The organism is Kaistella rhinocerotis, assembly GCF_030243905.1.
In the GTDB taxonomy this organism is placed as follows: domain Bacteria; phylum Bacteroidota; class Bacteroidia; order Flavobacteriales; family Weeksellaceae; genus Kaistella; species Kaistella rhinocerotis.
In genome coordinates, this window is sequence record NZ_JASSYY010000003.1 from 353,191 (window position 1) to 365,148 (window position 11,958).

19 protein-coding genes are annotated in these 11,958 nt (G+C 41.4%); 1 reads left to right on the forward strand and 18 read right to left on the reverse strand.

Going from position 1 to position 11,958, the window contains the following annotated elements:
• Positions 1–196: 196 nt before the first annotated feature.
• The 3 genes from QEP06_RS11225 to eno all read right to left on the reverse strand — a co-directional run bounded on the left by QEP06_RS11225 (position 197) and on the right by eno (position 3,178).
• Positions 197–355, reverse strand: coding sequence for a hypothetical protein (locus tag QEP06_RS11225; protein ID WP_285270331.1), 159 nt, complete (start codon positions 353–355; stop codon positions 197–199).
• Positions 356–516: 161 nt separating this feature from the next.
• On the reverse strand, positions 517–1,803 hold the full coding sequence (locus tag QEP06_RS11230) for a citrate synthase (RefSeq protein ID WP_251834014.1): 1,287 nt from the start codon (positions 1,801–1,803) through the stop codon (positions 517–519).
• A gap of 82 nt (positions 1,804–1,885) precedes the next feature.
• The gene (gene eno, locus QEP06_RS11235; protein WP_251834015.1) at positions 1,886–3,178 is read right to left on the reverse strand and encodes a phosphopyruvate hydratase; all 1,293 of its coding nucleotides are present in this window, start codon (positions 3,176–3,178) and stop codon (positions 1,886–1,888) included.
• Between the two features lie 272 nt (positions 3,179–3,450).
• Here eno and QEP06_RS11240 point away from each other — a divergent pair, with 272 nt between their 5' ends.
• Positions 3,451–3,810, forward strand: coding sequence for a hypothetical protein (locus tag QEP06_RS11240; RefSeq protein ID WP_285270332.1), 360 nt, complete (start codon positions 3,451–3,453; stop codon positions 3,808–3,810).
• A 222-nt stretch (positions 3,811–4,032) separates the two neighbouring features.
• On the opposite strand, the gene rplQ is transcribed toward QEP06_RS11240, so the two are convergent.
• From rplQ to rpsN, 15 genes are all read right to left on the reverse strand, one after another.
• On the reverse strand, positions 4,033–4,560 hold the full coding sequence (rplQ, locus tag QEP06_RS11245; RefSeq protein ID WP_251834017.1) for a 50S ribosomal protein L17: 528 nt from the start codon (positions 4,558–4,560) through the stop codon (positions 4,033–4,035).
• A gap of 6 nt (positions 4,561–4,566) precedes the next feature.
• Positions 4,567–5,562 (reverse strand): DNA-directed RNA polymerase subunit alpha, encoded by a 996-nt coding sequence (locus QEP06_RS11250; RefSeq protein ID WP_285270333.1) that lies wholly within the window; start codon positions 5,560–5,562, stop codon positions 4,567–4,569.
• A 31-nt stretch (positions 5,563–5,593) separates the two neighbouring features.
• Positions 5,594–6,202: a 30S ribosomal protein S4 gene (gene rpsD / locus QEP06_RS11255; protein ID WP_251834019.1), complete on the reverse strand. Its 609-nt coding sequence runs from the start codon at positions 6,200–6,202 to the stop codon at positions 5,594–5,596.
• Between the two features lie 95 nt (positions 6,203–6,297).
• Positions 6,298–6,687, reverse strand: coding sequence for a 30S ribosomal protein S11 (gene rpsK / locus QEP06_RS11260; RefSeq protein WP_251834020.1), 390 nt, complete (start codon positions 6,685–6,687; stop codon positions 6,298–6,300).
• A gap of 19 nt (positions 6,688–6,706) precedes the next feature.
• Positions 6,707–7,084 (reverse strand): 30S ribosomal protein S13, encoded by a 378-nt coding sequence (gene rpsM / locus QEP06_RS11265; protein ID WP_055041710.1) that lies wholly within the window; start codon positions 7,082–7,084, stop codon positions 6,707–6,709.
• A 9-nt stretch (positions 7,085–7,093) separates the two neighbouring features.
• The gene (gene rpmJ / locus QEP06_RS11270) at positions 7,094–7,210 is read right to left on the reverse strand and encodes a 50S ribosomal protein L36 (protein WP_007839480.1); all 117 of its coding nucleotides are present in this window, start codon (positions 7,208–7,210) and stop codon (positions 7,094–7,096) included.
• 138 nt (positions 7,211–7,348) lie between these two features.
• Positions 7,349–7,564 (reverse strand): translation initiation factor IF-1, encoded by a 216-nt coding sequence (infA, locus tag QEP06_RS11275; RefSeq protein WP_015806726.1) that lies wholly within the window; start codon positions 7,562–7,564, stop codon positions 7,349–7,351.
• A gap of 7 nt (positions 7,565–7,571) precedes the next feature.
• Entirely contained in the window at positions 7,572–8,951 is a 1,380-nt protein-coding gene (secY, locus tag QEP06_RS11280) for a preprotein translocase subunit SecY (protein WP_251834021.1), read from the reverse strand.
• 9 nt (positions 8,952–8,960) lie between these two features.
• Positions 8,961–9,407: a 50S ribosomal protein L15 gene (gene rplO / locus QEP06_RS11285; RefSeq protein WP_251834022.1), complete on the reverse strand. Its 447-nt coding sequence runs from the start codon at positions 9,405–9,407 to the stop codon at positions 8,961–8,963.
• 76 nt (positions 9,408–9,483) lie between these two features.
• Complete coding sequence (gene rpmD / locus QEP06_RS11290) at positions 9,484–9,660, reverse strand: 50S ribosomal protein L30 (protein ID WP_251834023.1); 177 nt, start codon at positions 9,658–9,660, stop codon at positions 9,484–9,486.
• A gap of 10 nt (positions 9,661–9,670) precedes the next feature.
• Positions 9,671–10,192, reverse strand: coding sequence for a 30S ribosomal protein S5 (gene rpsE / locus QEP06_RS11295; protein WP_122027067.1), 522 nt, complete (start codon positions 10,190–10,192; stop codon positions 9,671–9,673).
• 19 nt (positions 10,193–10,211) lie between these two features.
• Positions 10,212–10,559: a 50S ribosomal protein L18 gene (rplR, locus tag QEP06_RS11300; protein WP_251834024.1), complete on the reverse strand. Its 348-nt coding sequence runs from the start codon at positions 10,557–10,559 to the stop codon at positions 10,212–10,214.
• Positions 10,560–10,578: 19 nt separating this feature from the next.
• The gene (gene rplF, locus QEP06_RS11305) at positions 10,579–11,124 is read right to left on the reverse strand and encodes a 50S ribosomal protein L6 (RefSeq protein WP_251834025.1); all 546 of its coding nucleotides are present in this window, start codon (positions 11,122–11,124) and stop codon (positions 10,579–10,581) included.
• A gap of 17 nt (positions 11,125–11,141) precedes the next feature.
• Positions 11,142–11,540, reverse strand: coding sequence for a 30S ribosomal protein S8 (gene rpsH, locus QEP06_RS11310; RefSeq protein ID WP_285270334.1), 399 nt, complete (start codon positions 11,538–11,540; stop codon positions 11,142–11,144).
• A 148-nt stretch (positions 11,541–11,688) separates the two neighbouring features.
• Positions 11,689–11,958: a 30S ribosomal protein S14 gene (gene rpsN / locus QEP06_RS11315; protein WP_122027063.1), complete on the reverse strand. Its 270-nt coding sequence runs from the start codon at positions 11,956–11,958 to the stop codon at positions 11,689–11,691.

Sequence of the window (11,958 nt, forward strand, 5' to 3'; positions counted from 1 at the left end):
AAGATACTGAAATTTTCAGTTTTTGTGCAGCTGCATTGATGCAGGGATGAGTGTATAGCCTTACAACTCTCATTAAATTTTATTTTATTGTTAATTTTATAAGATATTTTTGAATTTATTAAAGCAAATTAAGTTCAGTTGTCGAATAATCAACAACAGAAATGGCCCCGCATTATTGCGATGCCATTTCCTGCACTTACGGAACCATTTCCTGCACTTGCGGAACCATTTGTTGCAGTTGCGGAACCATTTCCTGCGGTTGCGGAACCATTTCTTTCACTTGCGGAACCATTTCTTTCACTTGTGGAAGCATTTCCTGCGCGTGCGGAAGCATGTCGTGCGGTTGTGAATCCACTTTTGTACGTTGCGGTGCCCGCGCCCCGGATGGAGCGGCCTGTTTGAGCTCTCCCGGCGACGCCAGGCGCCGGGAAGCGAGTAGCGACAGCCGGAAATGGCGCCCAAAAAAAAATCCCTTCCGATAAAAACCGAAAGGGATGGTATAAAAATCTGCAAAATTTATCTTGCGCTCAGGTCTACATAATCACGTTTTTGCGCGCCCTGGTAAACCTGTCTTGGACGGCCGATCGGGTCATTATGCAAACGCATTTCTTTCCATTGAGAGATCCAGCCCGGAAGTCTACCCAATGCGAACATTACGGTGAACATTTCAGTTGGGATTCCTAACGCTCTGTAGATGATTCCGGAGTAGAAATCTACGTTTGGATAGAGTTTACGGCTTACGAAATACTCGTCTTCAAGCGCTACTCTTTCAAGTTGCATCGCGATATCCAACGCTTTGTCCTCAATTCCAAGTGCTGTAAGGATGTCATCTGCCGCTTTCTTGATGATGGTAGCACGTGGATCGAAGTTTTTGTAAACGCGGTGTCCGAAGCCCATCAAACGGAAGTTATCGTCTTTGTTCTTCGCTTTCTCAACATATTTAGCAACGTCACCACCATCCTGCTCGATCATCTCAAGCATTTCGATCACTGCCTGGTTGGCACCACCGTGAAGTGGGCCCCAAAGTGCCGAAATACCTGCTGAGACTGAAGCGAAAAGTCCTGTGTGAGCTGATCCAACCATTCTTACGGTAGAAGTAGAGCAGTTTTGCTCGTGATCTGCGTGAAGGATTAATAACTTATCCAATGCGCCTACCACAACCGGATCCAATTCGAAATCCATATTCGGACGACGGAAACACATCTTGTAGAAGTTCTCTACATAGTTCAGGTTATTATCGCCGTGGTTGATAGAAAGACCGAGTTTTTTACGGTAAGTCCAAGCACAAAGGTGAGAGAATTTAGCCAAAAGCATCTCTGCCGCCTCATCCATTTCCTCTTTTGAATTTACATTCACAGCTTTCGGGTTGAATGCTGTAAGTGCAGATGTAAGCGAAGAAAGTACGCCCATAGGATGCGCTGAACGTGGGAATACGTCCAGGATTTTCTTCATTTCGTCTGCGACGTAGTTGTATTTTTTAATTCCACCTTCGAATTTTAAAAACTGATCCTGGGTTGGAAGTTCGCCGTGCAGCAAAAGGTACATTACTTCGCTGAAGTTTGATTTCTCCGCGATCTGCTCAATCGGATAGCCGCGGTAGTAAAGTTCACCGTTGTCGCCATCAAGATAAGTGATGTCGCTGAGGGTTGCGCCTGTATTTTTGTAACCAAGATCGAGTGTGATAAGACCGGTTTGGTCTCTAAGTTTAGAAATATCAATTCCTCTGTCACCGATGGTGCTATCTACAATCGGGTATTCAAACGAATTTCCGTCGTAGTTCAGTACTACTTTATTATCTGACATTTTAATTTATTTTTTTACGAATTTATAATTATTAAAATAAAAGGACAAGCCCGCGTGAGCTCATCCTGATATTTATTTTCTATTAACGGTTTATTTTAAATGCATCTAATCCCGGAAAGTACGCGCTTTCACCCAATGCCTCTTCTATACGAAGAAGTTGATTGTATTTTGCCATACGGTCTGAACGGGAAGCAGAACCAGTCTTGATCTGACCGCAGTTCATTGCCACCGCAAGATCTGCAATGGTAGAATCTTCGGTTTCACCCGAACGGTGAGACATTACCGAAGTGTAACGGTTGTGCTGAGCCATCTGTACAGCGTCCATTGTTTCAGATAATGAACCGATCTGGTTTACTTTCACAAGGATTGAATTCGCAATACCTTCTTTTACACCTCTTGAAAGTCTCTCCACATTGGTTACGAACAAATCATCACCAACAAGCTGAACACGGTCGCCGATCTTATCGGTAAGTTCTTTCCAACCTGCCCAATCGTCTTCGTGCATACCGTCTTCAATGGAAATGATCGGATATTTTGAAGCCAATTCTGCTAAATAAGAAACCTGCTCGCTGCTGCTGAATTTAGCAGAATCAGGAGTTTGGAATTTCGTGTAATCATAAATTCCGTTTTTGTAGAATTCTGAAGCAGCACAGTCAAGCGCGATCATGATGTCGTCGCCCGGCTTGTAGCCTGCTTTTTCGATGGCCTGAAGCAATGTATCCAAAGCATCTTCGGTTCCGGTGAAAGTTGGCGCGAAACCACCTTCATCACCTACGGCTGTAGAAAGGCCACGATCGTGAAGGATTTTTTTCAGGCTGTGGAAGATTTCAGTACCTTTTCTTAAAGCGTGCGAGAAAGAATCAGCTTTTACCGGCATTACCATGAATTCCTGGAAAGCGATGGGCGCATCTGAATGTGAACCTCCGTTGATTACGTTCATCATCGGAACAGGAAGTGTGTTTGCATTGACTCCACCAACGTACTTGTAAAGCGGCATTCTGAGCTCGGTCGCAGCAGCTTTTGCAGCCGCTAAAGAGACACCAAGGATTGCGTTTGCACCAAGATTTCCTTTGTTTTTGGTACCATCCAGATCGATCATAATCTGATCGATATAATTTTGGTCATAAACCGGCATGCCCACAAGCTCAGGAGCGATGATCTCTCTTACATTTTCTACGGCCTTCATCACGCCTTTTCCCAGATAATCTGAACCACCGTCACGCAGTTCTACGGCTTCATGTTCACCGGTAGAAGCACCGGATGGTACTGCGGCACGGCCCATTGCGCCACTTTCGGTGAATACGTCAACTTCGATTGTAGGATTACCGCGAGAATCTAGAATCTGCCGGGCCTCGATGTAAGAAATGTAACTCATATTGATGTTTTTTAAACTTTAATAATGTTCTTACAAATTTAGTTAAAATACTCGTATTTTCGGGATTCGCGGGCGGAAATTATATGCATCAAAGCATAGAATACCACAGTTCTAAATCGGCTTTGGCCGTTATTTTAAACTGCTAGACTGCGCGCGTAAAAAAGCAGGATGAAATGTTGTTAAATTAACCAGATAACCTCTTCACTGCTTTTCGGTCTGTTTCTTTTCCTTAAATTAGTAGATACTTTAAAATGAAATGCAAAAATTAAATTATGAAAAAGACCTTTTTAATCTGTATAGCTATCGCAGCGACACTCGCGACCTCGTGCGGTAAATCTGAAAATGGCAACAAAGGCGTGGTAGAGCAACAAAACACCTCTGCTGATGCCAAAAATGAAGATGAAACCCTTCGGTATGTTGCTGAAGACGGTTCTTCGGCACTTGTAACATTTAAAAATAATGACGATGACAAAAGCATCAGCATCCGCAGCAATAATAAAACCATTTCGGCTCCGCTAAAATTTGACAGTCTGTACGGAAATTACGATTTTGAAATTGCGGTGAAAAATGACAGCGTTACAATCACGCAGGGCGATAACGTGATCAGGCTGAAGAAAGCGAGAGGGCAGTAGGAATTGGAGAGTTTGAGAGTAATTGAGTTGGGCGTAATTGAGTTATTGAGGTTTTACAGATTTAAAACTCTGTAGAGTTTGGAGGTGGAGAGTGGTTGAGTGTTTGAGTTGTTGAGTAGTTGAATTATTCTCGAGACGAAGAATTCAACTTTAAATATAAAATATAAAAAAGCCACTCAAAATAAATTGAGTGGCTTTTTTGGGGAATTATAAAACTGAGGATTAGTCAGTTTTGTGATCTGAAGATTCTGCGGCTTCGCCGGTAGTTTCTTCAGACTTTGTTTCTTCTTTTGCTGGAGCTTCTGCCGTTACGGTTTCTGCTTTGGCTGCTGAAGAACCTCTTCTGCTTCTTCTTGTTGTTTTCTTCTCTTCCGCGTTCGGGTTGTAGATATCATTGAAATCTACAAGCTCGATCATTGCAGTATCTGCAGCGTCACCGGGACGGAAACCAGTTTTGATGATTCTTGTGTAACCACCGTTTCTCTCTGCAATCTTAGGAGCAACTGTTCTGAATAATTCAGTAACCGCTTCTTTGCTTTGCAGGTAAGAAAAAACTGTTCTTCTGTTGTGCGTAGTATCTTCTTTTGCTTTTGTGAGGATAGGCTCAACGAAAACTCTCAACGCTTTGGCCTTAGCAACCGTAGTGTTGATTCTTTTATGCTCAATTAGGGAACACGCCATATTGGAAAGCATTGCGCTTCTGTGCGACGACGTTCTTCCTAAGTGATTGAATTTTTTACCGTGTCTCATTGTTTTTTATTTATCAGCGTCTAATTTATATTTAGCAACGTCGAAACCGAAGTTAAGACCTTTTGCATGCACTAATTCTTCTAATTCTGTTAATGATTTTTTACCGAAATTTCTGAATTTCATCAAATCAGACTTTGTATAAGAAACCAGTTCGCCCAATGTTTCCACTTCCGCAGCTTTCAGGCAGTTTAACGCTCTTACAGAAAGATCCATATCTGTTAATTTAGATTTAAGGAGCTGTCTTGTATGCAAGGTTTCTTCGTCGTACTGAATTGAGGCTTTCACCGCTTCTGTTTCTAATGTAATTCTCTCATCAGAGAACAACATGAAATGATAAATCAATATCTTAGAAGCTTCTGTCAAAGCATTCTGAGGGCTGATAGAGCCATCAGTTTCAATATCCAAAACGAGTTTCTCGTAGTCTGTTTTTTGCTCTACACGGTAATTCTCAATGCTGTACTGTACTTTTTTGATCGGTGTAAAGATCGAGTCGATAGCGATGGTGCCGATTGGCGCGCTGCCAGACTTATTCTGCTCCGATGGAACATACCCGCGTCCTTTCTCGATGTTGAAAGTCATTTCAAACTTCACCTCTTTGTTCAGGTTACAGATCACCAGTTCAGGGTTCAGGATATCGAAGCCCTGGATAGATCTTCCTAAGTCACCTGCAGTTACAGTAGTTTGTCCGGATACCTTAGCCGTCACGGTCTCAGCGGTTGCTGATTCAGATTTAGCTTTAAGTCTCAATTGTTTCAGGTTCAGAATAATTTCTGTAACGTCTTCAATGATGCCGGGAATAGTTGAAAATTCGTGCTCTACGCCTTCTATTTTTATAGATGAGATAGCATATCCTTCCAGAGAAGAGAGTAATACCCTTCTCAAAGCATTACCGATCGTTAATCCGAAGCCTGGCTCCAACGGTCTGAATTCAAATTTACCTTTGAAATCATCGGAGTTTAGCAGGATTACCTTATCGGGTTTAATAAATGTTAAAATTGCCATATAATTGGGGGTTGAGCAAAAATTTGAAAAATTATTTAGAGTAAAGTTCGACGATCAGCTGTTCTTTGATGTCTTCCGGGATCTGGATTCTCTCCGGTGCAGACACGAAAGTACCTTCTTTCTTCTCGTCGTTGAACTGTAACCACTCGTAATTTGCTTTGTAAGCCAATGAATCTGCAATAACACCTAGAGATTTAGATTTCTCTCTGATCGCTACTACATCACCTGCCTTAAGCAAATATGAAGGGATGTTCACCAATTCTCCGTTTACAGTGATGTGTCTATGAGAAACCAACTGACGTGCACCTGCTCTGGTTTTAGCAAAACCAAGTCTGTACACCACGTTGTCTAATCTAGACTCACAAAGCTGTAAAAGAACTTCACCTGTAACGCCTTTTGCTCTTTGTGCTTTTTCATATAGGTTTGCAAATTGTCTTTCCAAAATACCATAGGTGTATTTTGCTTTCTGCTTTTCCATTAGCTGAACAGCGTACTCAGACTTCTTTGATCCTCTTCTTTTATTCACACCGTGTTGTCCCGGTGGTTGGTTTTTTCTTTTCTCGAAGTTTTTGTCATCTCCGTAGATTGCAGCTCCAAATTTTCTTGCAATCTTTGTTTTTGGTCCAATATATCTTGCCATATTTCTTATTAAGATTTTAGATTCTAGATTTTAGATTTTAGATTTAAAAATGAAAACATTCAAAATTTAAAAATCACAAAATTTAAAATTCCAGATTATACTCTTCTTCTTTTTGGTGGTCTACATCCGTTGTGTGGCATTGGAGTCACATCAATGATCTCGCTAACTTCAATTCCTGAATTGTGAATGGTTCTGATCGCAGATTCTCTACCCGCGCCAGGACCTTTTACAAAAACTCTTACTCTTCTAAGGCCAGCATCATGTGCTACCTGAGAGCAATTTTCAGCAGCCATCTGAGCTGCAAAAGGAGTATTCTTTTTAGAACCTCTGAACCCCATTTTTCCGGCAGATGCCCAAGAGATAACTTCTCCGCTTTTATTCGTCAAAGAAATAATAATATTGTTGAAAGTCGCCTGGATGTGTGCTTCACCAATCGCTTCAACTTTTACTTTTCTTTTTTTAACAACTTTTGTTTGTTTTGCCATTATTTAATAATTCTAAAGATTATTTACTTGCTTTTTTCTTGTTAGCAACAGTTTTTCTCTTTCCTTTACGGGTTCTAGAATTGTTTTTAGTTCTTTGGCCTCTTAAAGGTAATCCCAGTCTGTGACGTATTCCTCGTTGGCAACCAATATCCATCAATCGCTTGATGTTCAATTGTGTTTCAGAACGCAATTCACCTTCTACTTTGATGTTTTCAGTGATGTAGTTTCTGATCAATGCCAATTCATCGTCATTCCATTCGTTGACTTTCTTGTCTTCGCTGATGCCGGCTGCTTTCAGGATTTCGGACGAAGTGCTTCTTCCGATTCCGTAGATGTAAGTTAAGCCGATAACGCCTCTTTTGTTTTTTGGTAAATCAATACCGGAAATTCTCGCCATAATTTAATTTTAGCCTTGTCTTTGTTTAAATTTTGGGTTCTTTTTGTTGATCACAAAGAGAACGCCCTTACGACGAACGATCTTGCAATCAGCACTTCTTTTTTTGATAGATGCTCTAACTTTCATTTGTTTTGAGTTAATTTTCCAACGGTTAGATGAATTTCAAAGTACTTCACCCCCTTTTGTTTAAATATTTAAATGATCAATAAAACCGCACTGGTTTTATTCTGTTTTCTATATAGTAATCTATGGATTTCTCCAAGACTAGTATCTGAATGTGATTCTGCCTTTTGATAAATCATAAGGAGAAAGTTCAAGCTTTACCTTATCACCAGGTAAAAGCTTGATATAGTGCATACGCATCTTACCAGAAATATGGGCAATAAGAATATGCCCATTTTCAAGTTCAACACGGAACTGCGCGTTCGAAAGTGCTTCGGTAATCACGCCGTCCTGTTCAATATGTTTCTGTTTTGCCATTTACGAATTATGGGTTTGTTGTTCTGGATAGTTTCGATTGCATCAGTCCGTCATAATGATGATTCAGCAAATACGTATTGATTTGTTGAACCGTATCGAGGATCACCCCAACCATAATTAACAGCGATGTGCCCCCAAAAAACAGGGCAAATCTATCCGTCTGAACAAACGCTCCGTGCACTATTGCCGGAAGGACTGCAAAGATAGCTAAAAATATTGAGCCTGGCAAAGTAATTTTCGAGAGAATATCATCCAGATAATCAGCTGTTTCTTTCCCCGGTCTCACCTTCGGAATCAGCCCGCCGTTACGCTTCAGATCGTCTGCCATCTGGTTCACCGGAATGGTGATTGCAGTATAGAAGAACGAGAAGATGATAATTAACACTGCAAAAAGCACGTTGTATTGCCAGCTGAAAACGTCTTTGAAACCTGCGAGGAATGAGTTAGACTCATCTACTTTAGTTAAAAGCCCAGGTACAAACATCAGCGCCTGCGCGAAAATGATCGGCATTACACCGGATGCATTTACCTTAAGTGGGATCCACTGTCTGGCGCCCTGCATTAAGTTTCTGTTTGCTCCGCCACGTGCCTGCGCACGGCTTACGTACTGAATTGGAATTTTTCTTACAGCTACCGAGAGTATGATTGCTAAAAGCACCACCAACATCCAGAAAAGAACTTCGATAAGGATCATAATAGTTCCCAATCCGCCTTTACCTGTCTGTGTTGCTACTTCCTGAATAAACGCGCCCGGAAGGTCTGCAAGGATACCCACCATAATAAGGATGGAAATACCGTTACCGATACCTTTGTCCGTAATCTTTTCACCCAACCACATTGCGAATACAGAACCTGCTACCAAGATCACGATACTCGGCAGCCAGAACATAATAGATTCCGGGTGCACGTAATATGCCGAGCCGAACTGTGCGTGCGGCAGGAACATCTGCGTGATCGATGTAAGGTAAGAAGGAGCCTGTACTAAACATACTGCAATGGTTAACCATCTTGTAATTTGGTTCAATGTATTTCTACCGCTCTCGCCATCTTTCTGCAGCTTCTGAAGATATGGAATTGCCATACCCATCAGCTGTACGATGATTGATGCGGAGATATAAGGCATAATACCGAGTGCCATGATAGACGCCCGGCTGAATGCACCTCCCGTAAAAGAAGAAAGCAACCCAAGAAGACCTGCTCCCTGCTTGTTGCCACCCTGGTTCTGGTAATGATCCAAAAGATTCCCCACCTCGGCCATGTTGATGGCGGGTAGGGAAATATAAGATGCGAATCTATACACTAGGACTAAACCTAAGGTGAAGAGTATTTTGTCTCTAAGTTCCTTTAAGCTCCAGATGTTTTTCAGTGTTTGTATAAATTCTTTCATTCGTGTAGATTAAAGAGTAATTGCTTTACCTCCTGCTTTAGCGATTGCTTCTTCAGCAGATTTTGTGAATTTGTGTGCAGAAACTGAAACACCTGTTTTCAATTCGCCTCTACCCATGATTTTCACGATTTCGCTTTTCTTAGCCAATCCGTTTTCTACTAAAATGTCTTTAGTGATCTCGGTGATGCCTTTTGCATCTGCCAAAAGCTGAATGGTATCTATGTTAATTGCTCTGTACTCTTTTCTGTTTACGTTATTGAAACCGAATTTAGGCAATCTTCTTTGCAAAGGCATCTGTCCACCTTCGAAACCGATTTTCTGAGAGTAACCTGCTCTTGCCTTCTGTCCTTTATGACCTTTAGCTGAAGTACCGCCTTTTCCACTTCCCTGGCCTCTACCAAGTCTTTTGGAATTGTGAGTAGAACCTGATGCCGGTCTGATATTATTTAAATTCATTATGTTTTAGATTTGAGAGTTTAAGATTAGAGAGTGGAGACAATCTGCGAGAGTCTCCTTTCCCTTACCTATTTTCTTATTTTTGAACTTCCACTAAGTGACTTACGGCCTGTACCATCCCAAGGATCGCCGGGCTGTCGTCATGTTCTACAACTTGGTGAAGTTTCTTCAATCCTAATGCTTCAAGCGTTCTTTTTTGGGTTTTAGTTCTACCAATAGCGCTCTTTACTTGTTTTACCTGAATTTTTGCCATTGTTTTAATATTAACCGTTAAACACTTTACTTAATGAAACTCCTCTCAGTTTAGCGATATCTTCAGGTCTTCTGATGTCTAACAATGCTTTGAAAGTAGCTTTCACTACGTTGTGCGGGTTAGATGAACCTTTAGACTTTGAAAGAATATCGTGTACACCTGCAGACTCCAATACCGCTCTTACAGCACCACCGGCGATAAGCCCGGTACCGTGAGAAGCTGGACGAAGGAAGATATCTGCACCACCGTATCTTGCTGAAGACTGGTGAGGGATTGTATGGTTGATTACCGGAACTTTTACCAGGTTTTTCTTAGCATCTTCCACCGCTTTAGCGATAGCAGAAGCAACTTCCTTAGATTTACCAAGTCCGAAACCTACGGTACCTGCTTCGTCACCTACTACCACGATGGCAGAGAATCCGAAAGCACGTCCACCTTTAGTAACTTTCGTTACTCTGTTCACAGCTACGAGACGATCTTTAAGTTCTAATCCTCCCGGTTTTACTTTTTCTATATTATCTAGTCCTAACATATTATCCGAAATTTATTGATTAGAATTTTAATCCGCCTTCTCTGGCTCCGTCTGCTAGAGCTTTCACTCTACCGTGGTAAACGAATCCGTTTCTGTCGAACACTATATTTTCAATTCCTGCAGCTTTAGCTTTTTCAGCGATTGCTTTACCTACCTCTGCAGAGATCTCTACTTTTGTACCTGTAGCATTAAGGCTTCTGGATGAAGCTGATGCTAAAGTTTTACCTTCTTTATCGTCGATTAACTGAGCGTAAATTTCTTTGTTACTTTTGTAAACAGACAGACGTGGTAATTCTGAAGAGCCGGAAATCTTTCCTCTTACTCTTCTCTTAATTCTATTTCTCTTTTCTACTTTGCTTAGTGCCATTTTCTTAAGTTTTTAAAAATTAAGCAGATTTACCAGCTTTACGTCTTACAATTTCTCCTACGAATCTTACACCTTTTCCTTTGTACGGCTCAGGCTTACGGAAAGATCTGATCTTTGCAGCCACCATACCCAGAAGTTGTTTATCGTGTGATGTTAATGTAATAATAGGGTTTTTACCTTTTTCAGATAAAGTTTCTACTATAATTTCTTTTGGGAGGTCCATCACGATACCGTGAGAGAATCCTAGAGCCATTTCTAAACGGTTCCCCTGGTTAGAAGCTCTGTAACCTACCCCTACCAGTTCAAGTTTCTTTGTCCATCCTTCAGATGTACCTTGAACCATGTTATTGATCAACGCTCTGTTCAGACCGTGTAATGCTTTGTGCTGTTTAGCTTCAGACGCGCGGTCTAGTGTAAGCACGCCGTCTTCCTGTTTTAGCGTAATTCCTTCGGCTAATTGCTGTGTAAGTTCACCTTTTGGGCCTTTCACAGTTACCAGTCCGTCTTTTTCAGTTACGGTAACGTTAGCGGGAATTTCTATAATTGCTTTACCAATTCTTGACATTTTCCTTTGATTAAAAATTAATAAACATAGCAGATTACTTCTCCACCCACTTTTTCCTGACGTGCTTTCTTATCTGTCATCACACCACGTGATGTAGATACGATCGCGATACCCAAACCGTTCAGTACTCTTGGCAGTTCCTCAGAACCTTTGTACTGGCGAAGACCTGGTCTTGAAGCTCTCTGGATGCTCTTGATGGCAGGTTTGCTGGTTGATTTGTCGTACTTTAAAGCGATTTTGATGTTTCCCTGAACAGCGCTGTCCTCAAACTTATAGTTCAGGATGTAGCCTTGCTCAAACAAAATTTTTGTAATCTCCTTTTTGATTTTCGATGCAGGAATATCCACCACTTTGTGGCCTGCGCTTTGTGCGTTCCTTACTCTGGTTAGGAAATCTGAAATTGGATCTGTTACCATTTTTCTATTTAAATTATTGGTTTATGATAGTTAGTTTTGATTGAGATTCAAGAACCGAGACAAAAGATTCAAGACTTACATCCTGGCTCCTGCTTCTTGGCTCTTGATTCTCACAATCAACTTTACTATCTCGATTGTTCTAAATGTATTACCAACTAGCTTTTTTAACGCCCGGGATAAGACCTTGGTTGGCCATCTCGCGGAACATTACTCTGGAAATACCGAAGGTTCTCATGTAACCTCTTGGTCTTCCTGTAAGTTTGCAACGGTTGTGCAGTCTTACGGGTGAAGCGTCTTTTGGCAGCTTCTGAAGTGCTTCGTAATCTCCGGCTTCTTTCAAAGCTTTTCTTTTCTCAGCATATTTAGCTACTGTAGCTTCTCTTTTGCGCTCACGCGCTTTCATTGATTCTTTAGCCAT